Below are 23,008 nucleotides of genomic sequence, written 5' to 3'. Positions count from 1 at the left end.
ACGCCATGCACAAGCATCCTGCCCTGAATGCGTATCCGCCGGCCGCGGCAGCCGGCGCGGGCTGGCTGCGCTACGCCTCGCCCGCTGCCTTCTATCCGCTGGCCGGCCGCATGATTCCGTGGCTGGCGCTGGGCGCCGCGCTGTTCGCGGCCGCAGGCCTGTATGTGGGGCTGGCCGTCGCCCCCACCGACAGCCAGCAGGGCGAGGTCTACCGCATCCTCTTCATCCATGTCGGGGCGGCCTGGATGTCGATGTTCCTGTATCTGGTCATGGCGCTGTACGCCGCGCTGGGACTGATCTTCAATACCCGCCTGTCGTTCATGATGATGCGGGCGCTGGCTCCCACCGGCGCGCTGTTCACCTTCCTGACCCTGTGGACCGGCGCGCTGTGGGGCAAGCCGACCTGGGGCGCCTGGTGGGTATGGGACGCGCGGCTCACCTCCGAACTGATACTGCTGTTCCTGTACCTGGGTTTCATGGCCTTGCAGGCAGCCGCTGCCGACGACGCGCAGCGCGCCGACCGCGGCGGCGCCATCCTGGTGCTGGCGGGCGTGATCAACGTGCCCATCATCTATTTTTCGGTGCGCTGGTGGAGCACGCTGCATCAGGGCGCATCGATCAATCTCACCACCGCGCCCAGCATGGCCCATATCATGGTGACCGCGATGCTGCTGATGGTGGCGGCGTTCTGGCTCTATAGCGCAGCGGCCGCGCTGGCGCGCGTGCGCGGCATCATTGCCGAGCGCGAGCCGGGTGCGGTCCGTGCGGACCGGACGCGGCGGGAGGCGGCATGAGCTGGCAAGCGCTATTCTCGCTGCAAGGCCACAGCCCCTATCTGCTGGGCGCGTACGGCGTGACGCTGGCGCTGATCGGCCTGGAAGCGTTGGTGTTATGGCGCCGTAGCCGCGCCCGGCGCGCGGCGCAGAATACCGCCCGCGCTGACGGGACGGCGCGATGAGCCCGCGCAAGCGCCGCGCGCTGGCCATCCTGGGCGGCCTGGGCCTTCTGGCCGCGGCCGCCGCGCTGGTGCTCAATGCCCTGCAATCCAACCTGGTGTTTTTCTTCAGCCCCACGCAGGTGGTGGCCAAGGAAGCGCCCGCCAGCGGCAGCTTCCGCGTCGGCGGCCTGGTGGAGCAAGGGTCGCTGCGCCGCGAGGCCGACGGGCTGACGCTGCGCTTCGTGGTGACGGACACCGCGCACACCGTGCCGGTGACCTACCAGGGACTGCTGCCCGACCTGTTCCGCGAGGGTAAGGGCGTGGTGGTGGCCGGCAAGCTGGGGCCGGACGGCGTGTTCCGCGCCACCGAGGTGCTGGCCAAGCACGACGAGAACTACATGCCGCCCGAGGCCGCCGATGCGCTCAAGCGCGCGGGCGCCAAGCCCAACGCCATGCGCGCGGAGGCGCAATGATTCCCGAGATCGGCCTGTTCAGCCTGATCCTGGCGCTGCTGGTGGCGCTGGCGCAAGGCGTGCTGCCGCTGGTGGGCGCAGCCACCGGCTGGCAGGCGGGGCTGAGGGTGGCGCGGCCCGCCGCCATCGGCCAGTTCGGCCTGACCACCGTGGCCATAGGCTGCCTGGCCTGGGCGTTCGTGGACAACGATTTTTCCGTGCTGTACGTGGCCGCGAATTCGCATGCGGACCTGCCCGCCGCCTACCGCTTCGCGGCGGTGTGGGGCGGACATGAAGGATCGCTGCTGTTGTGGCTGTACCTCCTGACCGCCTGGACCCTGGCCGTGGCGCTGTGCAGCCGCCGCCTGCCCCTGCCCTTCGTCGGCCGTGTGCTGGCGGTGATGGGCTGGATCAGCGTGGGCTTTCTGCTGTTCCTGCTGTTCCTGTCCAACCCCTTCGAGCGGCTGATGCCGCCCGCCATGGCCGGGCGCGACCTGAATCCGCTGTTGCAGGATCCGGGGATGATCGTGCATCCGCCCATGCTGTACATGGGTTACGTCGGCTTCTCCGTGGCCTTCGCCTTCGCCATCGCGGCGCTGCTGTCGGGCGAACTGGACGCCATGTGGGCGCGCTGGGTGCGCCCCTGGACGCTGGCGGCCTGGACCTTCCTGACCATAGGCATACTCCTGGGCAGCGCCTGGGCCTATTACGTGTTGGGCTGGGGCGGATGGTGGTTCTGGGATCCCGTGGAAAATGCCTCCTTCATGCCCTGGCTGGCGGGCACCGCGCTGATCCATTCCCTCATCGTGACCGAGAGGCGCGGCGCTTTCCGCAGCTGGACCGTGCTGCTGGCGATCTGCACGTTTTCGCTCAGCATCCTGGGGACGTTCCTGGTGCGCTCGGGCGTGCTGACCTCCGTCCATGCCTTCGCCGTGGATCCCGGACGCGGCCTGTACATACTGGGATTCATGCTGGTGATCGTGGGTGGATCGCTGGCGCTCTATGCCTGGCGCGCCCCCACGGTAGGCCTGGGCGGCGGATTCTCGCTGCTGTCGCGCGAATCCCTGCTGCTGTCCAACAATGTGGTGCTGACGGTGGCGGCGGGCTCGGTGCTGCTGGGCACGCTGTATCCGGTCGTGCTGGACGTGCTGGAGTGGGGCAAGATCTCCATCGGTCCGCCCTATTTCGAAGCCGTGTTCGTGCCGCTGATGACGCCGGCCATTTTCCTGATGGGCGTCGGTCCGGTGGCGCGCTGGAAGCAGGCAGAGCTGCCCGACCTGGGCCGCCGCCTGCGCGTGGCCTTCGCAGTCAGCGTCGCGACCGCGGTGCTGCTGCCGCTGGCCATGCCGGGCCCGGCGCGGCTGGGGTCGCCCATGGTGATGCTGGGGCTGTGGCTGGCCGCCTGGTCGGTCGCCAGCGCCGCGGCGCACGCCTGGCAGCGGCTGACGGACGGCGACGGCCAATGGCTGCGCCGGCTGGGCCGCCAGCCGCGTTCCTGGTACGGCATGCTGCTGGCGCACGCGGGTGTAGGCATCTTCATTGCCGGAGTCACCCTGGCCAACGGCTATGAAGTCAAGCAGGAGCTGCGGATGGAGCTCGGCTCCACCCAGGAAGCGGGCGGCTACGCGTTCACCTTCGCCAGCATTGCCCCGGCTGCCGGGCCGAACTACAGCGCGCAGCGCGCCGTATTCCCGGTGACCCGGGACGGCAAGCCGGTGCTGACGCTGTATCCGGAAAAGCGCCTCTACACGGTGCAGGACATGGCGCTGAGCCAGGCCGACATCGACAGCGGCTTCACCCGCGACCTGTTCGTGGCGCTGGGCGAACCGGTGGGCGACAAGGCCTGGACGGTGCGCCTGCAGGTCAAGCCCTTCATGACCTGGATCTGGACGGGCTGCATCCTGATGGCGCTGGGTGGTCTGCTGGCGGCCGGCGACAAGCGCTACCGCCGCGCGCAGGAGCCGGCGCGTGCGCCGCAGCCGGCCATGCCCGCCGCCGCGCGACCCACGCGGGAGGGAGCCTGATGCTGCGTTACCTGGTGCCGCTGGCCGCCTTCCTGGCCATGGCCGTGTTCCTGGCGATGGGCCTGTCGCGCGATCCGCGGGCGGTTCCCTCGGCCATGATCGACAAGCCCGCCCCCGCCATCGGCCTGCCCGTCCTGCTGGATCCCGGCAAAAAGCTGGAGGTGCAATCGCTGCGCGGCCAGGTCTGGCTGCTGAATGTGTGGGCCTCCTGGTGCGGGCCATGCAAGGACGAACTGCCGGTGCTGCGCGAAGCCGCCCGGCGCCACGGCATTCCGCTGTACGGCTTGAACTACAAGGACAAGCCGGAAGAAGCCGAAGCCTGGCTGGCGCGCAACGGCAATCCCTACATCGCATCCGCCAGCGACATCGACGGCCGCGTCGGCATCGAATATGGCGTGTACGGCGTGCCCGAGACCTTCGTGATCGACCGCGACGGCCGCATCCGCTACAAGCAGCTGGGCCTGATCACGCCCGAGATCTGGCGCGACCGCATCCAGCCCGCCATCGAGGCGCTGCGATGAAGCGGCCCGCTGCCCTGTCTTGCAGCCTGTTGCGGGCCGTCCTGCGCACCCTGCTGCTGGCGCTGGCCTTGACCGCCGCCGCGCGCGCGCAAGTCCACGCTGGCGCCGCGCAGCCCTTGCCGCCTGTCCTGGAACAACGCGCCGACAAGCTGGCCCATGGACTGCGCTGCCTGGTGTGCCAGAACCAGACCCTGGCCGAGTCGAACGCGCCATTGGCCCAGGACATGCGCAAGCTGATCCGCGATCAATTGGCGGATGGCCGCAGCGACGCGCAGATCATGCAGTTCTTCGAAGACCGCTATGGCGACTTCGTGCGCTACGACCCGCCCTTCAAACCCATCACCTGGCTGCTGTGGCTGGGACCCTTCGCCCTGCTGGCGCTGGGCTTCGTGGTGCTGGTACGCACCTTGAAGCGCCGCGCCGGCGCGCGCGCCCCCCTGACCGCCGACGAACGCGCGCGCGCGGCGCGCTTCCTGGATACCGGCTCATGACCACACTCTGGATCATCGTGGTGCTCCTGCTGCTGGCGACCCTGCTCTGCCTGGTCCCGCCCTTGCTGCGGCGCGCGCCCGCCGCGCAACCCGAATCCGAGGCCAATGTGCGCGCGTTCTATCTGGCGCAGCGCGAGCAGTTGCGCCGCGACATGGACAACGGCAGCCTCACTGCCGCTGCGGGCATGCGTGCGGAAGAAGAGCTGCAGCGCGACCTGCTGCAGGATCTGGACTTGCGGCGCGGGCGCAGCGCGCCCTGGGCCGGGCAGCGCGCGGGCATCACCGCCGCCTGCCTGCTGACCGTGCTGATCCCGGTGGCGGCCGTGCTGCTGTACGGCCAATTGGGCAACCCGCGAGCGGCGGCCAGCGCCAGCGCGGGCCAGCCCGCCGAACCCCACGCGGCCGATACCGGCACCGACATGACGCTGGCCATCAATGCCCTGGCCCAGCGGCTGCGGACCGCGCCCGATGACGCCGACGGCTGGTACATGCTGGCGCGTTCGTATGAAACCCTGGGACGCTATGTCGATGCAGTGGCGGCCTACCAGCAGGTGCTGCGCCTGGTCCCCGGCCAGCCCGCGGTACTGGCCGACCTGGCCGACGCGCTGCTGTCGGCCAACCAGGGCAACCCCGACGAAGCCTCCATCGGGGCAGTGGCGCAAGCCCTCGCCGCACAACCGGATCAGCCCAAGGCCCTGGCCCTGGCCGGCATGATGGCGTTGCGCCGCGGCGACGCCGCCGAGGCGCTGGCGCATTGGGAACGGTTGCAGGCCCAGTTGCCGCCGGACTCTGAAGCCGCGCGGCAGATCCAGTCCAACATCGCGCAGGCGCGCGCCATGGCGGCCGCGCCTGCCAGTACAACTGCCGGCGCATCGACCGCGGCATCCGCGGCTTCGCCCCCCGGATCCGCCCCTGTCTCGGCATCGGCTCCTGCGTCCGCCGGCGCAGCGCCCGCGCCCTCCGCGACCGCCGCCCGCATCAGCGGACGCGCCAGCATCGCCGACGCGCTGCGCGGGCGGGTCCAGCCCTCCGACACCGTGTTCATCCTTGCGCGTCCCGAGGAAGGGTCGCGCATGCCGCTGGCAATCCTGCGCATGCAGGTCTCGGACCTGCCGCGGGATTTCGTGCTGGACGACAGCAGCGCCATGTCGCCGGACGCGACCTTGTCGCGCGCCAGCAAGGTGCGGGTGGAGATCCGCGTCAGCAAGTCCGGCACGGCCGCCGCGCGGCCGGGCGACCTGGGCGGTGCGCTATCCGGCGTCGGCATCCATACGGATGGACTGACGCTGGTAGCCGATACCGTCGTGCCCTGAGGCACACGATACCGGCCGCCTGCGTCCTCAGACCCGCTCGATCCGCGCCGGCAGCCCCTGGCGCACCGCCGCGCCGGACACCCAATCGATCCAGACGTTGGCGTGCTCGCCGCGCGTGGCGTCGCCGAATCCCAGGTCGTTCAGGTTCACGCCCGCGGCCAGCGCCGGATCGTGCGCCATGGGCTTGCCATCCACCACGTGCGCGCGGGCGCCCAACTCAGTGTGGCCGTAGCCGTGCTCGATCCCCACCGCGCCCGGCTGGATGCCGTCGCGCAGCAGCGCCAGCCCGGTCACCGCGCCGCCCGGCGTCACGATGCGCACCGCATCGCCGTTACGGATGCCCAGGCGTTCGCCGTCCTGCCGGTTGATCGATACCGGGTTGTGCGGATGCACCTGGCGCAAGCGGTTCACGCCGATGGACATGGAGCTCATCAGGTTGGACTTGAACGAGCTGAGCAGGAAGGGCCAGTCCTGCCGCGTGTATTGCGCGCGCATGTCGCTGCCGTCGGCCAGCCGCGTCGGGTACCAGGTCGGACAGCCGCTGTAGCGCTCGCCCGTCATGGAATGGCGAAAGCCCGCCAGTTCCTCGCTCCAGACCTGCAGCGGCTTGGCATAGGCCATGCGCGTCTGCCGCGTTCCGCCCTCTTCCACCCAGGCATCCTGCACTTTGTCGAAGCGCCCACCGCGGCTCATCACCATGGCCACCTGACGCCATTCGCCCGGTTTGAGCTTCTGCTGCAATAGCGCACCATAGCGGTCCACGCCGGTGAGCGCCATGTCGTCGTCGCTGGCCTCGGGCACGGGCTTGCCCGCCGCGAAGGCGATGTTGGCGATGCCGCGCAGGAAGAAGTCCTCCGGCGTGTCCAGCGCGTACTTGGCGCCGTCCTTGTCGGAGATGGCGCCCGCGCCGAAGCCCGGCATGCCCAGCCGCTTGGCGCAGGCGATCAGGAAGGTTTCCAGGCAGACCGGCTCGTCCGTGGCGGTACGCGCCACGCGCGGCTGCACGGCCGGCCAGCGCACGGTGGACGCCTTGGCCACCACGTCCGCCCAGGGCGCGGAGACGCCCCAGCTTTCGTAGGTCACCGTATCCGGCACGATGTAGTCGGCCAGCGCATTGGTCTCGTTGATGAAGGGGTTGATCGATACCGACAGCGGCAAGAGGCGCGGATCCTTCATCTTGTCGATGATGACGTTCTTCAGGCCGGCGATGCCGTAGATCGGGTTGCTCATGTGGTTGAACCAGACCTTGGCATGGTACGGATAGCCCGCCAGCGCGGACGCCAGCATTTCCGAGCTGAGCCCGCCGGTGGCCGGATACCAGGGCGCCGCGGCCGGATAGGCCGATTGGCCGGCAGCCTTTTTGCGCTTGAACTCGCTGGACTTCTCGTACGGGAAGCGGTTGCGCGACAGGCCCACGCCCTTGGGCGTGGCGCGGTTGGCAAAGCCGGCGATGTTGTAGCGCGGCCCCTGCCCATAGGGGGGGAACGGACCCGCGTCCAGCACCAGGCCGCCTTCCACGTTGAGGTTGCCCACCAGCGTGTTCAGCATGGCGATGGCATAGGCCGTATAGAAGCCCGAGCCGCTCATGGTGCCACCGTGCGCATCGGCCACGGCGCGCTTGCCGTAACTGGTGAAACGCTCGGCCAGCGACGCGATCTTGGCGGCCGGCACGCCGCTCAGTTCCGCGTATTCGTCCAGCGTCTTGCGGCGCGCTTCCTCGCGCAGCAGCGACAGCGAACTGCGCACGCGCAGCGCTTCTGGCGCGCCATCCATGCCGGGCGCGGCGACCGCGTCGTCCACGAACAGCGTGGCGGGCGCGGCCGCGGTGTGCGGCGCCAGCGTGCCGTCTTCCAGGCGCACGACGTACACGTCTTCCCACTTCTCGCCGGCATCGGCCGGACGCGGCCAGCCCAGGTCGGCGCCGCGCAGGAAACTGCCCAGGCGGGGATGACCAGGTTCCGCCACCACCAGATGGGTGGCGTTGGTCCAGGCCGCCTCGCCCGCGGCCTTCATGGCCGCAGGGCCGGGCTGCGCCAGCGCGCGGGCATCGTAACGTTCGTTGTCCAGGATCCAGCGGATCAGGCCCATGGCCAGACCCAGGTCGCCGGCCGGATTGACCGGCACCCATTCATTGCCCGATCCCGCCGACAGGCTGGACGAGGCAGGCAGCATCGGCGACACGACCACGTACGTAAAGCCAGTCTCTTCCGGCCGCACGCGGGCCTCGGCCAACTGGCGGGCCTGGCGCTGGAACGGGTTGCCGGCCTGCGCCGGCGCCGCGCCGATGAACAGGCCGAAGCGCGCGTTGTCCCAATCCGGCTTGCCGTGGGGCATGCCCTTCAGATCGCCCAGCGCCGCCCCCGCGCCCACGCGGAAGCTCTGGCCGCAATAGGAACCGTGGTTGCTGAAATTCACCGTGCCGAACGATTGCCCGGCAAAGCGCTGGATCAGCGGCGTACGGCCTTCGTTGGACGCGTCGGTGAACAGGAACTGGTTGACCTTGGCGCCATACTCGGGATTCTGCGGATCCAGCGGCGTTTCGCGGTCAAAGATGGCGCGCAGGCCGTCCACCTGGCCTTCGCCAAACAGATCGCCGCCTTCGCAGACTTCCTGAACCAGCTGTTCGAACGAGATGGTCTGCCACTTGCCCTCGCCGCGCTTGCCCACGCGCTTGAGCGGCTGCAGCACGCGGAACGGGCTGTTCATCTGCTCCAGCATGGCCGAGCCGCGCGCGCAGGACGTGGCGCGTCCTTCCAGGCCGTTGTCGCCGCCCAGTTGCGCATAGACGTCGCGCACCGGCGCTTCCATCGCGGCCGGTCGGGTCGTGGCCAGCGGATGGTAGGGGTTGCCGGCCACGCGCAGGATGCGGTTTTCCTTCGTGTCCACGCGCAGGCGCACGCCGCACTGGGTCCAGCAGCCCAGGCAGCTGGAGGGGCTGACCGTCTGGCCCGGCTGGGCGCTGAGCACGCCGGTCAAGGGATCGATGCGGAATTCCGGCGTCAGTGAATTGCCGCGCACGGCATGCGCCGTGGGCACGCCCGCCGTGCCTTGCGCCAGGCCCTTCACAGCCCGGACCACGGTCTCGCCGTAGCCCGCCGCGAACGCCGCCATGCCGCCGGCGACCACGCCGCCGCGCACCATCAGCTTGCGCCGCGCCTCGTCGCGCGGCTGATTGGCGGCCTCGTCCGGCGGGGCGTCGCGCTTGTCGTCTTCGTGTTGCTTGTCCATTGCTTTCATTCCATGTTCTTTCGTCTAGGGCCTGCGCACACACAGGCCCGGGCGACGGCGCTCAGGCCGCCACGCCGCGCGTGCGCGCTGGGAACAGTTCCAGGGCGTAGGTCACGGCGGCAACCAGCGCCACACACAGGCCCAGCACGCCCACCATGCCCAGCAAGCCATCGCTGCCCCAGGGCATGTCGTACAGGTAGAGGCCGGCGCCGTACTTCGGCACGCCCTGCACGCTCATGAAGACCACCCAGCGGAAGATCCACGCAGCCGCCAACATGGTCAGTGCCAGCGCCGCTGAAGGCAGCGGCGCGGCCAGCGTGCGCGCCGGGCGCTGCAACAGCGCGATCATGCAGAAGCCGGTCGCCACCGCGCCCGCCAGGCTGACGCGCCAGATCGGGAACTCGGCGAACAGGCGCAGCGCGGCGTCGAACGAAGGGTCCATGCCCAAGAGGCCCAGCAGCGCCCAGGCGCCGGCGCCCAGCGCCATCATCACCACCGCCGTCACGCTCAGGCTGCGCAACAGTTCCACCGGCATGGCCTGCGTGCCGCCCCGCAGCCAGCGGCCCACCAGGAACATGGCTCCCAGCGCGCCCAGCCAGGCGGTCAGCGCAAAGTTCACCGGCAGGAACACCGTGTGCCACAGCGGCCGCGAACGCAGCACCATGACCTCGGCGCCGGTATAGACCAGGATCGACAGCGCCGACACCGCCAGCGCCATGCCCAGCGCGCGCACCCAGCCGATGCGGCCCCACCACCAGGCGGCGCAGAACAGCAGCGCCAAGGTCACGAACACCGGCAGCAGCAAGGCGCCCAGCCACATCCAGGACCAGGGCGTGAAATGCGCGTAGAAGTGCCAGAAGCGGCCCGGCTGGTGCAGGTCCGCCAACAGCGACACGGGTGCGGCGATGGCGCTGACCAGCAGCACCGTCACGGCCGCGGGCAGCAACCGGCGGGCGGGCGAACCCGCGCTGCCAAAGGCCGCGAAAGCGGCGGTCAGCGCAGTGGTGGCGCTGATGCCGATGAGGAAGAAGTACTGCACGGCCCACGGCAGCCAGGCGGCGTCGTAGACCGGGGTCAACAATTCAGAGATCTGCATGGTCATCCCCTTCGATGGCTCAATGACCGCCAGCCAGCCGCACGCCGGCCTGGCCGTCGACCTGATGGACGAACGCATCGGGCAGGCCGATGTAATAGACGTGGGGATCGGTCTTCATTTCGGGCTTGAGCACCTTGATGTCCTGCTTGTGCTCGACCAGCAGCTTGGAAATGGCGCTGTCGGGATCATTCATGTCGCCGATGACGCGCGCGCCGCCCACGCAGCTTTCCACGCAGGCCGGCAGCAGCCCCGCTTCCAGGCGGTGCTCGCAGAAGGTGCATTTGTCGGCGGTCTGCGTTTCGTGGTTGATGAAGCGGGCGTCGTAGGGACAGGCCTGCACGCAATAGGCGCAGCCCACGCAGCGCTCGTTATCGACCAGCACGATGCCGTCTTCACGCTGGAAGGTGGCCTGCACCGGACAGACGGGCACGCAAGGCGGGTTGTCGCAATGGTTGCAGAGGCGCGGCAGCATCACCATGGAGGCGGGGCCGCCGGCGTCGGGCAGGACTTCGTATTGCAGGACGGTGGTGCGGAACTGCCCGATGGGAGGCAGGTTCTCCATGGAGCAGCTGACCGTACAGGACTGGCAACCGATGCACTTGCGCATGTCGACCACCATTCCGTAGCGCTTGCCCGGCATCCCCGGACGGCGCGGCGGCTGGCCGTTGATGCCGGTAGCCTCGGCGCGGATGGGAATAACGGTGGCCGCGGCCCCCAACCCCAATAAGCCCTTCAGGAAGCCACGTTTACCCGGGAGTGGCGGTTCCGGGGGGCTGGCGGGGGTACTCATAGTGCTTCTCCAAGCGTTAATTCTGTTACGGGAATTAACTTATCACTTGGAGTTATATAGAGACTTGATAAGGATCAAACCGGGGACGGATAAGCGTAAACCCGGAGCCGGTCCGCAACCCAACCCGTCAATCATCGACCTTGAGCGCCCGGCCCCAGGCGGCCAGCTTGTGCTCGAACGAGGCCGCCGCATGCGCCGGGCTGGTCGAAGGCAAGTCCATGTATTCCAACGGCACGGCCAGCCCCGGCAGCACGTGGCGGCGGTACATCGCCGCGGCCTTGGCGCCGTTGAAGCAGACCCGGACGATGCCAGGGTGGCGTTCAAGGAAGGTGGCGAAGTCATTGGCGACCAGGGTGTCGCCACGGATATCGGCGTCCAGGCTGCCGGGACGTTCACAGGCCTGCAGCACGTCCCACAAGGCGATGCCGGCAGCCTGCAGGGCCAGCAGGCGCTGTGCATAGTCCAGGCCGGGATCGAAGCCGAAGACGCTGGCCGCGATGGGCCAGAAGGCGTTGCGCGGATGGGCGTAATAGCGGCCCTGCCTGAGCGATGCCACGCCGGGCATCGAACCCAGCACCAGCACGCGCGCGCCAGCCCCCGCCACCGGGGCGAAGCCCTGGACCTGATCGTTATTGCCGCCCGCCTGGGCCGTGCGCATGCCGTCTTCCATGCCCAAAGGATACGCCAGCCGCGAGTTCCGCCTCCACTGTCCGATCCATGGAACAGTGCTTATCAATGCCAGGGACTACCGCCGAAGAGGTGGCGCCCTTATCTTATTAATCATGACGGACGGCCCCGCTGGGGCCGCGCAACAGGAAATACGACCATGAAGAAGATCCTCGGATTGCATGCCAGCCCCCGTCCCCACTGGGTGGGCGACGGCTTCCCGGTGCGCTCCATGTTCTCCTACAACGACAAAGGCAAGAACACCAGCCCGTTCCTGCTGCTGGACTACGCCGGCCCGGCGCAGTTCGAGCCGGCCGAGCATCCGCGCGGCGTCGGGCAGCATCCGCACCGCGGCTTTGAAACCGTGACCATCGTCTACAGCGGCGAAGTCGAGCACCGCGATTCCACCGGCAACGGCGGCGTCATCGGTCCCGGCGATGTGCAATGGATGACGGCGGCCTCGGGCATCCTGCATGAGGAATTCCATTCCCACGCCTTCACCCGCAAGGGCGGCGAGCTGGAAATGGTGCAGCTCTGGGTCAACCTGCCCGCCAAGGACAAGATGGCGCCGGCCGGCTACCAGGGCATCCTCGACGCGGACATCCCGACGGTGGACCTGCCGGACGGCGCGGGCAAGCTGCGCGTGATCGCGGGCAACTACGCGGGCCACGCGGGGCCGGCGCGCACCTTCACGCCGATGGACGTGTGGGACGTGAGGCTGACCGCCGGCAAGTCGGCGACCTTCCCCGTCGCCGAAGGCCGCAACAGCATGCTGGTCGTGCTGCGCGGTACGGTGCTGGTCAACGGGGAAACCGTGGCGCGTGATGCGCAGCTGGCGCTGTTCTCCCTGGAGGGCGAGGACATCACCGTCGAAGCCAACAACGACGCGGTGTTCCTGGTGTTGAGCGGCGAGCCCATCGACGAGCCGGTGGTCGGCTACGGCCCCTTCGTGATGAACACGCAGGCGGAAATCGTCGAAGCCATCCAGGACTTCAATGCCGGACGCTACGGCAAGATGCACTGAGGCAACAGGGCCGGCTGGCCTCTCGTTCCGCGCAGCGGGGCGGGACGCTAGGACCGGCCCTGTTCTTGCGCGCCCCGCCGCAAGCGGCCCAGCCTGAGGCCGTCGCGGATGTTCAGTCCGATCAGCGCCAGGTTGGCCGCGCCTGCCGCCAGCTCCAAGACCTGCACCCCGTAGAACACCCCGTCCAGCAAGCCCGCCTGCGCGCGCAGCGCCAGGAACACCGCCGCGGGAACCAGAATCAGCAAACCATTGGCCGCGATGAAGGGCATGCGTTTACGCTTGGCCAACAGCAGCGGATGCCTGCCCTTGCCGCCCATCAGGAAACCGCTGGCGGCGGTCAGCATCATGACGGGCACGAAACCCAACAGCGCATAAGCGATGGCAAGCTTGACCTGGGCCACCGCGGATGCGGCCAGGAACAGTTCGGACGCCACTGTCGAGATCCAAAACGCCGCCAGAAACAGCAGCGTCAACAGGGCGGCAGCGGCATGGATTCTATGTTTCATGATCTTGCTCCGGTAACGCGGGAACGTGCGCGGCCAGCAGGCCCGCCAGCACCCTCCCCGCCGTTTCCAGTTCAGCGGCGCTGAAGCCGCCGGCCAGTTGGCGCGCGCGCTCCTTCCAGCGCGCGTCGATGGCGCCATAGACGCGCCGCCCCCCATCGGTCAGCTGGTACAGCGGCGAGCGTTTGTGCTGCGGATTGGGGCGGACCTCCACCAGTTGCGCCTCGGACAGCAGGTTCAGCTGCTTCTGCGCGCCCTGGCGTGTCACGCCCATCGCGGCGGCGACCTGCGGCGCGCTCAAAGGCTGCCCTGCCAGCGCCAGGGCGCCCAGCATCTGCCAGCGGGCGCTCGTCAGCGCCTCGGGCGCGACGAAGGCGTCGCCCCAATCAAGCAACGCGCCGTTCAACTGGAACAAGGTCAGGATCACCCCGGTGAGCCGTTCTTCCTTGGTTGGATTCATTTCTGGCCTCCTGTGCATTGCCTAATTGACAACCAGTTTCCAATATTGGAAACCGGTTGTCAATATACGCTTGCAAGAGGTTTTCTGCGCATGTCGGATAGCCGACGCCAAAATCGGATAGGTCCGGCCTCCTCTGGACGGGTTTTCCACCAGTCCGCCCTGTCCGGCGCAGCTTTACTATCAAAGCCTTCAAGGCCCCGGCAGTGGAGTTTCCCCATGCTCGACACGATGCAGTCCGCCACCAGCACGACTTGGCCGCCGGCCGCGCCGCGGATCGAGTCGGTCCTGGGCCTGCCGGCGCAGCAATTGTTCGCCTCCGGCGATCTGGACGAAGCCCGTTCCATGGTCGGCCGCGTGATGCGTCCGCACCACCTGGGCGTGGTCGGCGCGCTGCAGCGCCTGGACGCCCGCATGCACCACCAGCCGCTGGGCGAGGTCTCGCTGAATCGCCTGCGCTATGGTGCCAACGTCGAAATCCGTCCCGGTCCGCTCGAGGACTTCTTCCTGGTGCAGATGCCGTTGTCGGGCTGCGCCCGCATCAGCAGCGGCCCGCAGCAAGTGGATTCGACGCCCGAGGTCGCGTCGGTCGTCAGCCCGGACGACGACCTGGCCATGCGCTGGGCCGACGACAACGACCAGTTCATGCTGCGCGTGGGCCGCTCGCTGCTGGAACGCACCCTGGTGGGCCATCTGGGCTGCGCGCTGGATCGGCCGCTGCGCTTCCAGCTGGGGTTCCGCTGGCGCGAATGTCCAGCTTGGCGCTGCCTGATGAGCTATCTGCTGGACTGCTCCACCCAGCACGCGAACCTGGCCGAACACAAACTCATCGTGCATCAGATGGAACAGCTGGTCGCCGCCACCTTGCTGGCGGCCCAGCCCCACAACTACACCGGCGCCCTGCCCGGCCGGCGTGGCGCAGTGCTGCCGCGCCACGTGCGCAGCGTGCAGGACTATTTGCAGGCGCATGCGCACGAACCGGTCACGGCCGAGCAGCTGGCGCGCATCGCCGGCGTCAGCGTGCGCAGCCTGTACGCGGGATTCAAGGAATTCCTGGGCGTCAGCCCCATGCATTACCTGCGCGACCTGCGCATGGAACGCGCGCACGCCGAACTGGTCTCGGGCGAAAGCCGCAACATCGCCGGGGTGGCGCTGCGCTGGGGCTTCGCGCACATGGGGCGCTTCAGCGCCGGATATAAGGAACGCTACGGCGTGAGTCCCAGCCAGAGTTTGCGGCGACGCGGGTGAGGCGGCGGCGCTTCAGGGTCGGGCTGGCGCAGCCGGCTTGGCCTTGGCAGAGGAGTCCTGCGCCATGACCTCCCGCGCGATTTGATTGATCCTGGGAGCGGCCTTCATGGCGCCGTCCTTGTGCTGTGTCAGGAATTGACGCGCGTAGTAGCGCTCGAGCTCGCAGGGGTTCGCATTCTTGCCCGTAAAAGCCACGGAGGCGTCTATCAGCTTGCCCGCATGCGCCTGCTCGGCCAAGACGCGCTTGCGCATGGCCTGGATTTTTTCCGCCGCGTCCTTGCGCCCTTCCTGGGAATTCAAGCGCTGGGCGAGCCTGGCGCGCAGCGCGGCCGGGTCTGTCGGCGCGCGGGCCAGGTCCATGCCCAGGCTCGCTTGGGCCAGGGCCATGGCCACCATCCCCTGGACCTCCGGCCCGTCTGCCGGGTACAGCCTGCAGGCTGCAATGAAACCCATGTGCGCGACCGCCTTGTCGCCGAGCCACTCCTGGCCGTCGCTACCCATCGCAAAACCCAGCGAATTGCGCATCGGCTCCTGTACTTCAAAGCTGCTGCTGGTGTTCTGCGCTGCGGCAAGTCCGCCGCACAAGCAAAGCGCCAGCGCCGAAATCGTTCTTTTCATCATGTCCCCCTGTGAGCGCTCGCCGGCGCGGATATCTCCACGCGGGATGCTATTCCACCGTCAGCCGGAATGGTGCGCGAGGCCCCAAAACGCCCACGGAAGCATTCCTGCAGTTGCATCCGAACAACGCATGCCTTCCTCATCCGTTGACCGCTATGGCGCGGAAGGTGCATTTCCAGGACACTCGCGCAACAGGAAGCTCGCTGGTACGACGCAGCCCCGGGGAAGGAAACTCGATGAAAACGCTAAAAAGCAGTCTTCTTCTTTGCGCGACGCTGTCCATCGGGACGGCATTCGCCTCGGACGATATCGACATGAAGGCGTTCGAGGCGTCGAGCCAGGCCTTGCGGTCGGCCGATGCGAAGGCCGAAGCCAGGCGCGCAGCCGTCGCCGCGCTTTCACCCCGACTGCAGAAAATCCCGCTTGGCGAACGGGCCGGCGCGCACATTGGGGCGGCCGGCGCTTGCGCCATCGACGTTCCCATCGACGACCTCAATAAGCTGTCTTCGCTGGCGGTGGCGGAAGCGGTCATAGGCAAGCCGCTTGCTCAAGTCCCCTACGACCCCAAAGCGATCTTGAAAGCGACCAGCGACGCGATTCGTACTCCGGAGGCGGCCGCTGCGGCAACCAAACGCCAACAGCGGGCGAAAAAACTGGCTCAGAACGAGCGCGACTGGGTTTCCCGAGTGCGGGTCGAGGTCAAAAAGATCAATCCCAAAGGCGAGCCCAGCGACTGCCGGCATCTGCGTGGACAGATCGATGATCTGCTGGAAAATGCGGAACGCGACGACTCCCTCGACAAGGCCGAACTCGTTCTATTTACCGTCCAGGAACTTCAAGGGCAACGCAAGCAGTCCGCCCGCTGAGGTGCCCCTCGCCTAAGACTGCTCGACCCAAGGCGCCGCCGCCTCGTCCCGGCTCCAGTGCCGCCAGCCGTACCGGTAGGCGTGCTGCAAATAGGGTCCACGCAAGATTCGAGGTTCACTGTCCGTGGCCTGTTCCGTGCCGAGCAAGTGCAGAACCTGGGTCCAGTCCGCCAGCCCGCACCGGGCGCCGCGCAATGCCGCATCCGCAAGCCGTCCAGCCTCCTCGACCGATTCCGCCCGCACCAGGAAACAGGTATCCGCGCCATCCGGACCGCCAGTGTACGGGTCCTCGGATTCGTTGCCCCAGCGTATCGCTTCGTACAGATTCATGTCCCTGCCCCGTCCCATCGACAGCGCAACGATACCAGCAGGACAGCCCCGCAGAGACGGACAGCCAGGGCCTTCCAGTGCAGCCGCCAGACCTAGAACGGTATCCCCAGCTTCACATACAGCTGCGCGCCCTCGGGCCGGTTCTTGACCTTGAAGTCCTGCTGCCACTTGGCCGTGAACAGCCAGCCTTTTTCATTCATGTAGCGCACCGAGGGGCCGAAGCCGAAAGCGCGGGCGCGGCCGGCGGCGCTGTTCGGGCCGCTGTCGTCGGTGACTTGCTGGAAGGCGTAGCCGCCCACCCCTAGCACCCAGCCCTTGCCCACGCCCCAGCCCAGCGCGTAGTCGGCGTGCAGGGCCTGGCCTGAACGCGTATCGGTGGCGGAATTGGTGAAGTTGAAGTCGTACATGACTTTCAGGTCGGCGTTGAAGCCGTCCGGGCTGATGCGGCTCAGGGCGAACACCGGCTGCGCGGTCCAGTAGTTCTTGCCCAGGCTGGACGGGTCCTTGCGGTCGTATTCGCCGGTGGGCGCGTACATGTCCAACCCCACCACGTAGTGCAGGCTTTCGGACGGGTGATAGCCCAGCGCCACGCCCAGCGTCATGTCGCCCAGGCCGGTGCTGCGGTTGCGTTGCCCAGCAGCCTTGGCGGTCACGTCCAGCAGCGGCGCGATGGCGTGGAAGGCCAGCTGGCCGCCCATGACCTGCTGCTGCGTAACCCAGATCAGGCGCGGCGCCAGCACATTGACGTCCACCTTGAAGCCGGGCACCGGCACGCGCTGGCCGTCGTTGCCGCGCAGCGTGTCGTAGCGCGCCCCGCCGGCATAGACCAGCATGTGCACGCCGGGCGGAGGCAGCGCGCCCGACATGAAGTTCTCCAGTCCGTCCGGATAGATGCCCAGGCCGCCGCCCTCCGTGGCCTGGGCTCCCGTGCCAGCCAGCGCCAATGCCAAGGCGCCAGCAAGCCGCCGGATTTTCAGGTGTCCGTTCATGTTCCCCTCCTGCCTATTTGTTGTGCGACGAGATAGCCGGAACCGCCCCCCAGGCCGGGGCCCGGGTGGGTGGCGGCGCCGATGTGAAAGAGATTGCGCAGCGGCGTGCGGTGGCCGCGCGCACCCTGGCTTCCGGCGAAGGGCCGCAGCCAGAAGAACTGGTCGGGCGAACACACGCCCGAATAGGGGTCGCCGCCCACCAGGTTGCGGTTCAGGCCTTCCAGGTCCGCCGGCGAGTACGCCCGCCGGCCGACGATGCGCCGCGCCAGGCCCGGCATCACCCGTTCCATGCGCGCCTGCACCCGGTCGGCCATTGCCTCGCGCACGGCCTCGTTCCAGCGGCCGTCGGCAGGCGCCGCGATCTCGCCCGCGGCATCGCCCTTGATCCGCGCCGGCAGTTCCTGCATCTGCACCCACAGGATCCAGCCGCCCGGCGGCGCGCGCGTCGGGTCGACCGCGACGGGCTGGCCGATGGCCAGCGTGGGGCGCGCGGGCAGCAGGCCGTTGTTGGCCTCGGTCACCGAAGCGCAGACCTGTTCCATGCTCTCGGTCAGATGCACCAGCGGCACGTGGCGCAATTCCGGCGTCAGCCAATCCGGCGGCGCATTCAGCGCGAAATGGATCTGCATGCCGCCGCGGCCGTAGCGATAGCCAGCGGCGCGTTCGCGCACGGCGGGCGGCGCATCGGGCAGCAACTGGCCGTACAACTGGCCGGGCGTCACATTGCAGACCACCGCTACTGTCGCGCGATATTCGCGTCCGCCCGCCAGCACGCCCACCGCGCGGCGCCGCTTGCCCTGGCCGCTTGTGATGATGCGTTCGACCTCGGCGCCGGTCTGCAGGCGGCCGCCGTATCGTTCGATGACGGCGGCCAGCGCGTCCACCACGCCGCTGCCGCCGCCCTTGACCACCGGCATGCCGCCGGCCACGACCGCGGCAAAGGTCAGCTTGCCGATCAGCGCGGAACAGGCGTCGTCCGGACCCAGGCCGGTGTGCAGTACCCAGGGCGCGATCAATGCACGCGCGGCATCAGACTGCAACGCGCGTTCGGACCAGCGGCGAAAGCTCTCCATCGAGTCGGCGGCAAAGGCGGCCAGGCCGTCCATGCCGCGCTTGCGCCATTCGCCGAATAGCAGCTTGAGCATGCCCGCGCCGTAGGGATTCTGGCCCAGCAGGCCGAAGGTCAGCGCCGCGTCCTCGCCGAACAGGCGCTGCGCCATGGCGCCGAAGGCTGCGCCATCGCCGGGCGCCCAGGCATCCAGCCGCCGCGCGCTGTCCGCCACATCCTGCTTCAAGGCCAGGCCCGAGCCGTCGGGCAGCACCAGCCCGGTGGCGTACTCGCCCTGCATGAATTCCAGTCCGGCTTCCTGCAACGCGGGTTTGAGCGCCGCATAGGCGGGACTGCCGACAAACAGCGGATACCAGCAGGACAGCACGTCGTGGCGGTAGCCGGGAAACAGCTCCTCGGTGCGGATGCAGCCACCCAGCCTGTCGTTGCGTTCCAGCACCAGCACGGACTTCCCGCGCTGCGCCAGCAAGGCCGCGCAGACCAGCGAATTCATGCCGCTGCCGACGATGATGACCTGCGCCTCTGACTCCAGGGGCATGATGCGCTCCGATGGGAAAACAGGCCGCCCGGGCCCGTGGACATTGAAAGGAATCGCGTGCGAGCCCTATGCGGCGCTCAACGCAGTGAAGCGCCCTGCATGGAACACCAACGGCGTGGCCGTCACGCTGGCCACGCGCAGCACCCGGCCGAACAGCAGCAGGTGATCGCCCGCGGGGCTTTGCTGGTCGTTGGCGCAGACCAGGGTGGCCACCGCCCCTTCGATGGCGGGCACGCCTTCCGGCACGTCGTGCACGGGCGCTCCCGCGAACTTGTCCGGAACAGAAGAACTGGCAAAACGCAGCGCCAACTCTTCCTGGCCGCAGGCCAGCACGCTGATGGTGAAGTGGCTGCAATCGCGGAACGCCGCCAGGTTGGGCGAATGGTTCACCAGGCTCCACAACACCAGCGGCGGGTCCAGCGACAGCGAGGCGAAGGAGTTGATGGTGAGCCCGACCCGGCGGCCGTCCGGACAGCGCGTGGCGACGATGGCCACACCGGTCGGATAGCTGCCTAACACGCCGCGCAGGACCTTGGGATGCAGATCGGTGCAGCCCCAGTCCAGGGGCAGGCCCGCTGCGCAATCGGGCTTCATGCCGCCGCCCGCGCCGGCTGCGCCGCGATGAAAGCCTCGCAGGCCGTGGCGTCGCCCCACCAGGGGTACAGCGACGGCGGATGGTTGAAGCCGTTGGCGATGGTGCTGGCGATCGCCGGCGTGAGGTCCGCGGCCTGCAGCAATTTGAGCAGGTGCGGCGCCGGCGGCAGCAGCATGGAGTTGGTCCATTCCACCACCGCGCCTGCGTAGTCCCAGAAGCGTTCGAAGGTGCGCTGCATCCATTCGGCCGTGAACGTAGCGTCGCCATGCGCCAGAATGGCGTCCAGGTACACGGCGCAGGCCTTGGTGGCGTTGTTCGAGCCCTGCCCCGTGATAGGGTCGTTGGTCACCACCGCATCGCCCAGGCCGAACACCAGCCGGCCCGACGGCAGGGTCAGCACCGGCTTGCGCACCGTGGGCGCGAAGCTACCGGCCAGGATGCCGTTGGCGTCGGTCAGCTCCACCGCGCTGCAGCGCTCGGCCTCCCAGGGCAGATAGCTGTGCAGGATATGCAGGCTTTGCGCCAGATGCTCCTGCGGCGACTTGATGTCGCGCCAGCAATCCATCGGCCCGCCAGGCACGCCCTCGAACACCATGATCTCGCAGGGACCGCTGATGGTCAGCGCCGGGAACACGAAGTACTCGCCCACGCCCGGAATCAGGTTGAAGGCGACGCGAGAATGATCCGGCGCCGGGCGCATGCCGTGCACATAGGTCAGCGCCAGCGCGCGCTGCGGCCGGTCGAAGCGCGAGCGCAGCGCGTCGCGCTCGAACAGCTTGACCACCTCGCCCTTGCCCGCGGCCAGCAGCACCAGGTCGTGCGAGGCGGCCAGCAGTTCCAGTTCGGCCACGCCGCCGTCCTGGATCAGCAGCCTGCCGCCGCGCGCCGCGAACAGCTCCATCCAGGCCGGCATCTTGATGCGCTGGTCCACCGCCTGCGCGGGCCGGTCCAGGCGCGCCACCCAATCGATCAGCTTGTGGCCGGGCCGCTCCGGATGCGGGATCGCCAGGCCGATGCCGTCGACGGTCGGGCATTCCGCCTCCCACTGGTTCAGGCCCAGGTCACGCTCGATCTGCAGCGAGGCATCGAACATGCACTGGCTGGACATCACTTTGCCGCGGCGGATGTCGTCCGGTTCGCGGTTGGTGACGACGGTCACCTCATAACCTTTTTCCAGCAGTCCCAACGCCAGGGGCAGGCCGGCCTGCCCTCCACCCACGATCGCGATTCGACGCATGTTTGTTCTCCTTTGTTTGGCTAGGCGGCCAGGCGCGGAATCGCGGGCTTGGCCTGTTCGGGACCCATGGCGGAATAGCCGCCGTCCACCGCGTAGTCGGCGCCGGTGACGAAGCTGGCATGGTCTGAGAGCAGGAAGGCGACCACCTCGGCCACTTCGGCCGGATCGCCGGCGCGGCCCAGCAGGTGGTAGTCCGCGGCCACCCGGTCGGTCTTGGCGCGGTCGCCCTGCGTCAGCTCGTCCATCACGCGCGACCAGGTCCAGCCTGGCGACACGGAGTTGACGCGGATGCCGTCGGCGGCATAGTCCATCGCCATGTTGCGGGTGACTTGCAGCAGCGCCGCCTTGGACACCGGATAGAGCCAGCGCCCGGTCTGCGCGACGCGCGACGAAATGCTGGTGAAATTGACGATGGCCCCGCCGCCAGCGGCCAGCAGATGGGGATGGACCGCGCGCGCGACCATCACGGCGCTGACCACGTTCACGTCGAGCGCGCGCAGCCAATCGGCGCGGCCCGATGCGGCGCCGTCGTCCAGATAGGTCGCGGCCAGGTTGACCAGGAAATCGATGCGGCCAAAATGCGCCGCGGCGTCGGCCACGCCGCGCTCCAGTTGCGCGTCGTCGGCAATGTCCACCGGCCAGAAGCGCGTGCCGGCCGGATCGGCCGCGGCCACGCGTTCGCCGCCGGCCGCGTCGATATCGAACAGCGCCACACGCATGCCGTAGGCGCGCAGCGTGGCGACCACGCCCGCGCCGATCAGCGTGGCGCCGCCGGTCACGATGGCCACTTTATTGTCCAGACCCTTCATCGCATCACCTCGCCGTTGGCTGATTGAGTGAGGCGAATACTGGCGTGGCGCGCCTGGCCCGCGTTAGCCGGATCCGGCCGACGCTATCCGCAAACTGCGCTTATTCGAGGCAAGCTTGCGCCAGGTCCAACAGGCGTGTCCGGAAAATGCGCCGGCTGTCCGTTCCCTGCGGATGCCGGCTACGCCGCTGGCCGGGCGCGGCCCGGCTTGCGCGAGGTCCGCGCATGCTCCTTGATCAGGCGCACGAAGCGCTGCACCTGGCGGCTGGGGCGCTCGAATCGCGAACGCACCAGGCTCAGCGACAGCGGGATGGACTCGCGCAGCGGCCGCGTCACCACGCCGGGCCAACCCTGCTGCCCGACCGAGAACTCGTCGACGATGGCCACGCCCGCGCCGACCCGGACCAGGGCGCAGGCCAGCTCGGCGCGCACGATTTCCACGGCCGGATTCCAGCTGACGCCAGCGCGCTGGAAGGCCGCTGCCACCAACTGCCCGAACGGGATGTTGCGGTTGTAGAGGATCAGCCGGCACTCGGCCAGCTCGGCCAGGCTGACTGCCCGCCTTGCGGCCAGCGGATGGCCTTGCGGCAGGATGCAGACCATCTCGCCCGTGGCCAGCGGCTCCACGACCAGATTGGGATGGTCTATCGGCAGCACCGACACGGCCAGTTCCGCCTTGCGTCCCAACAGCTCATGCGCCATGTCGGACAGCAGCGTGGTGTGGAACTTGAGCCTGACGTCGGGATAGAGCTCCATGTACTGCGCGATCACCGGCGGCACGAAGTTCAGCGCCAGGCTGGGGCTGGAACACAGGGTCAACGCGCCCTCCGGCCGCTCGGCCAGGTCGCGCGCCAGTTCGTCGATGCGCAGGGCCTCGTCGAACAGCGGTCCCACTTCCTGGAACAGGCGCTGCGCTTCAGGGGTGGGCGTGAGCTTGCCCTTGTCGCGCTCGAACAGCTGCAGGCCCAGGCTTTGCTCGGTATGGGCGATGAGACGGCTGACCGCGGGCTGCGACACGAACAGCAGCTTGGCCGCGCCATTCATGGAACCGGTCAGCATCACCGCCCGGAACGCTTCCATCTGCCTGAGTTTGAATCGCATGGCTGACCCGATAATCGTTTGTTATAACCCCTGGCCAACTTAGCATAAGCGCTGAAATGGCGCTTTCATTAGCATCCCAGATGGCTCCTGGCGCGCTTTCCAGGACG

At 68.3% G+C, this 23,008-nt stretch carries 24 protein-coding genes; 10 read left to right on the top strand and 14 right to left on the bottom strand.

Annotated elements, in window-relative coordinates; genetic code table 11:
• Positions 1 to 5 precede the first annotated feature (5 nt).
• The 7 genes from ccmC to ccmI are packed head-to-tail and all read left to right on the top strand — an operon-like array spanning position 6 to position 5,738.
• The gene (gene ccmC, locus IB268_RS08645) at positions 6 to 794 is read left to right on the top strand and encodes a heme ABC transporter permease CcmC (RefSeq protein ID WP_118933960.1); all 789 of its coding nucleotides are present in this window, start codon (positions 6 to 8) and stop codon (positions 792 to 794) included.
• On the top strand, positions 791 to 958 hold the full coding sequence (gene ccmD, locus IB268_RS08640) for a heme exporter protein CcmD (RefSeq protein ID WP_054459202.1): 168 nt from the start codon (positions 791 to 793) through the stop codon (positions 956 to 958). The genes ccmC and ccmD overlap by 4 nt, the downstream gene beginning before the upstream one ends.
• On the top strand, positions 955 to 1,410 hold the full coding sequence (gene ccmE, locus IB268_RS08635; protein WP_125473117.1) for a cytochrome c maturation protein CcmE: 456 nt from the start codon (positions 955 to 957) through the stop codon (positions 1,408 to 1,410). The genes ccmD and ccmE overlap by 4 nt, the downstream gene beginning before the upstream one ends.
• Positions 1,407 to 3,413, top strand: a complete 2,007-nt coding sequence (locus IB268_RS08630; RefSeq protein ID WP_175163828.1) for a heme lyase CcmF/NrfE family subunit — start codon at positions 1,407 to 1,409, stop codon at positions 3,411 to 3,413. Before ccmE ends, IB268_RS08630 begins: the two co-directional genes overlap by 4 nt.
• Positions 3,413 to 3,934, top strand: a complete 522-nt coding sequence (locus IB268_RS08625; protein WP_054459197.1) for a DsbE family thiol:disulfide interchange protein — start codon at positions 3,413 to 3,415, stop codon at positions 3,932 to 3,934. The genes IB268_RS08630 and IB268_RS08625 overlap by 1 nt, the downstream gene beginning before the upstream one ends.
• Positions 3,931 to 4,425, top strand: coding sequence for a cytochrome c-type biogenesis protein (locus tag IB268_RS08620; RefSeq protein WP_225591342.1), 495 nt, complete (start codon positions 3,931 to 3,933; stop codon positions 4,423 to 4,425). The genes IB268_RS08625 and IB268_RS08620 overlap by 4 nt, the downstream gene beginning before the upstream one ends.
• Entirely contained in the window at positions 4,422 to 5,738 is a 1,317-nt protein-coding gene (gene ccmI / locus IB268_RS08615) for a c-type cytochrome biogenesis protein CcmI (RefSeq protein ID WP_192354102.1), read from the top strand. The genes IB268_RS08620 and ccmI overlap by 4 nt, the downstream gene beginning before the upstream one ends.
• A gap of 27 nt (positions 5,739 to 5,765) precedes the next feature.
• Here ccmI and IB268_RS08610 read toward each other — a convergent pair whose 3' ends face one another.
• From IB268_RS08610 to IB268_RS08595, 4 genes are all read right to left on the bottom strand, one after another.
• Positions 5,766 to 8,966 (bottom strand): tetrathionate reductase subunit A, encoded by a 3,201-nt coding sequence (locus tag IB268_RS08610; RefSeq protein ID WP_192354101.1) that lies wholly within the window; start codon positions 8,964 to 8,966, stop codon positions 5,766 to 5,768.
• Positions 8,967 to 9,027: 61 nt separating this feature from the next.
• Positions 9,028 to 10,062 (bottom strand): NrfD/PsrC family molybdoenzyme membrane anchor subunit, encoded by a 1,035-nt coding sequence (gene nrfD, locus IB268_RS08605; protein WP_054459218.1) that lies wholly within the window; start codon positions 10,060 to 10,062, stop codon positions 9,028 to 9,030.
• A gap of 19 nt (positions 10,063 to 10,081) precedes the next feature.
• Positions 10,082 to 10,852 (bottom strand): sulfate reduction electron transfer complex DsrMKJOP subunit DsrO, encoded by a 771-nt coding sequence (gene dsrO / locus IB268_RS08600; RefSeq protein WP_054459191.1) that lies wholly within the window; start codon positions 10,850 to 10,852, stop codon positions 10,082 to 10,084.
• A gap of 127 nt (positions 10,853 to 10,979) precedes the next feature.
• Entirely contained in the window at positions 10,980 to 11,510 is a 531-nt protein-coding gene (locus IB268_RS08595; RefSeq protein ID WP_156337486.1) for a DNA-deoxyinosine glycosylase, read from the bottom strand.
• Between the two features lie 168 nt (positions 11,511 to 11,678).
• Here IB268_RS08595 and IB268_RS08590 point away from each other — a divergent pair, with 168 nt between their 5' ends.
• Positions 11,679 to 12,542, top strand: coding sequence for a pirin family protein (locus IB268_RS08590; RefSeq protein ID WP_192354100.1), 864 nt, complete (start codon positions 11,679 to 11,681; stop codon positions 12,540 to 12,542).
• Positions 12,543 to 12,589: 47 nt separating this feature from the next.
• Here the strand turns inward: IB268_RS08590 and IB268_RS08585 are convergent, their stop codons facing one another.
• Both IB268_RS08585 and IB268_RS08580 read right to left on the bottom strand, forming a co-directional pair.
• Complete coding sequence (locus tag IB268_RS08585; RefSeq protein ID WP_054459186.1) at positions 12,590 to 13,048, bottom strand: hypothetical protein; 459 nt, start codon at positions 13,046 to 13,048, stop codon at positions 12,590 to 12,592.
• On the bottom strand, positions 13,038 to 13,505 hold the full coding sequence (locus IB268_RS08580; protein ID WP_192354099.1) for a MarR family winged helix-turn-helix transcriptional regulator: 468 nt from the start codon (positions 13,503 to 13,505) through the stop codon (positions 13,038 to 13,040). Before IB268_RS08580 ends, IB268_RS08585 begins: the two co-directional genes overlap by 11 nt.
• 216 nt (positions 13,506 to 13,721) lie before the next feature.
• On the opposite strand from IB268_RS08580, the gene IB268_RS08575 reads away from it, so the two are divergent.
• On the top strand, positions 13,722 to 14,750 hold the full coding sequence (locus IB268_RS08575; RefSeq protein ID WP_192354098.1) for an AraC family transcriptional regulator: 1,029 nt from the start codon (positions 13,722 to 13,724) through the stop codon (positions 14,748 to 14,750).
• Between the two features lie 12 nt (positions 14,751 to 14,762).
• Here IB268_RS08575 and IB268_RS08570 read toward each other — a convergent pair whose 3' ends face one another.
• Entirely contained in the window at positions 14,763 to 15,371 is a 609-nt protein-coding gene (locus IB268_RS08570) for a hypothetical protein (protein WP_192354097.1), read from the bottom strand.
• Between the two features lie 233 nt (positions 15,372 to 15,604).
• Here IB268_RS08570 and IB268_RS08565 point away from each other — a divergent pair, with 233 nt between their 5' ends.
• Positions 15,605 to 16,234, top strand: a complete 630-nt coding sequence (locus IB268_RS08565) for a hypothetical protein (protein WP_175182191.1) — start codon at positions 15,605 to 15,607, stop codon at positions 16,232 to 16,234.
• Positions 16,235 to 16,246: 12 nt separating this feature from the next.
• On the opposite strand, the gene IB268_RS08560 is transcribed toward IB268_RS08565, so the two are convergent.
• The 7 genes from IB268_RS08560 to IB268_RS08530 form a co-directional block, all read right to left on the bottom strand.
• A complete protein-coding gene (locus IB268_RS08560; RefSeq protein WP_175214420.1) occupies positions 16,247 to 16,564 on the bottom strand; it encodes a hypothetical protein in 318 nt (105 codons plus the stop codon).
• A gap of 92 nt (positions 16,565 to 16,656) precedes the next feature.
• Entirely contained in the window at positions 16,657 to 17,553 is an 897-nt protein-coding gene (locus IB268_RS08555; protein WP_054459177.1) for a transporter, read from the bottom strand.
• Positions 17,550 to 19,160 carry an NAD(P)/FAD-dependent oxidoreductase gene (locus IB268_RS08550; protein WP_192354096.1) on the bottom strand — a complete coding sequence of 537 codons (1,611 nt, stop codon included), beginning with the start codon at positions 19,158 to 19,160 and terminating at the stop codon, positions 17,550 to 17,552. The genes IB268_RS08555 and IB268_RS08550 overlap by 4 nt, the downstream gene beginning before the upstream one ends.
• 66 nt (positions 19,161 to 19,226) lie before the next feature.
• Entirely contained in the window at positions 19,227 to 19,754 is a 528-nt protein-coding gene (locus IB268_RS08545; RefSeq protein WP_054459173.1) for a flavin reductase family protein, read from the bottom strand.
• Entirely contained in the window at positions 19,751 to 20,992 is a 1,242-nt protein-coding gene (locus IB268_RS08540) for a styrene monooxygenase/indole monooxygenase family protein (RefSeq protein WP_192354095.1), read from the bottom strand. Before IB268_RS08540 ends, IB268_RS08545 begins: the two co-directional genes overlap by 4 nt.
• 20 nt (positions 20,993 to 21,012) lie before the next feature.
• Positions 21,013 to 21,801, bottom strand: a complete 789-nt coding sequence (locus tag IB268_RS08535) for an SDR family oxidoreductase (protein WP_192354094.1) — start codon at positions 21,799 to 21,801, stop codon at positions 21,013 to 21,015.
• Between the two features lie 179 nt (positions 21,802 to 21,980).
• On the bottom strand, positions 21,981 to 22,901 hold the full coding sequence (locus IB268_RS08530) for a LysR family transcriptional regulator (RefSeq protein ID WP_175163806.1): 921 nt from the start codon (positions 22,899 to 22,901) through the stop codon (positions 21,981 to 21,983).
• Between the last annotated feature and the right edge of the window lie 107 nt (positions 22,902 to 23,008).

It is taken from the genome of Achromobacter sp. ACM01 (genome assembly GCF_014851745.1).
GTDB classification, from domain to species: Bacteria; Pseudomonadota; Gammaproteobacteria; order Burkholderiales; family Burkholderiaceae_B; genus Achromobacter; species Achromobacter aegrifaciens.
The sequence above is the reverse complement of the archived record's forward strand: the minus strand, read 5'-3'. Positions and strand labels throughout refer to the sequence as shown.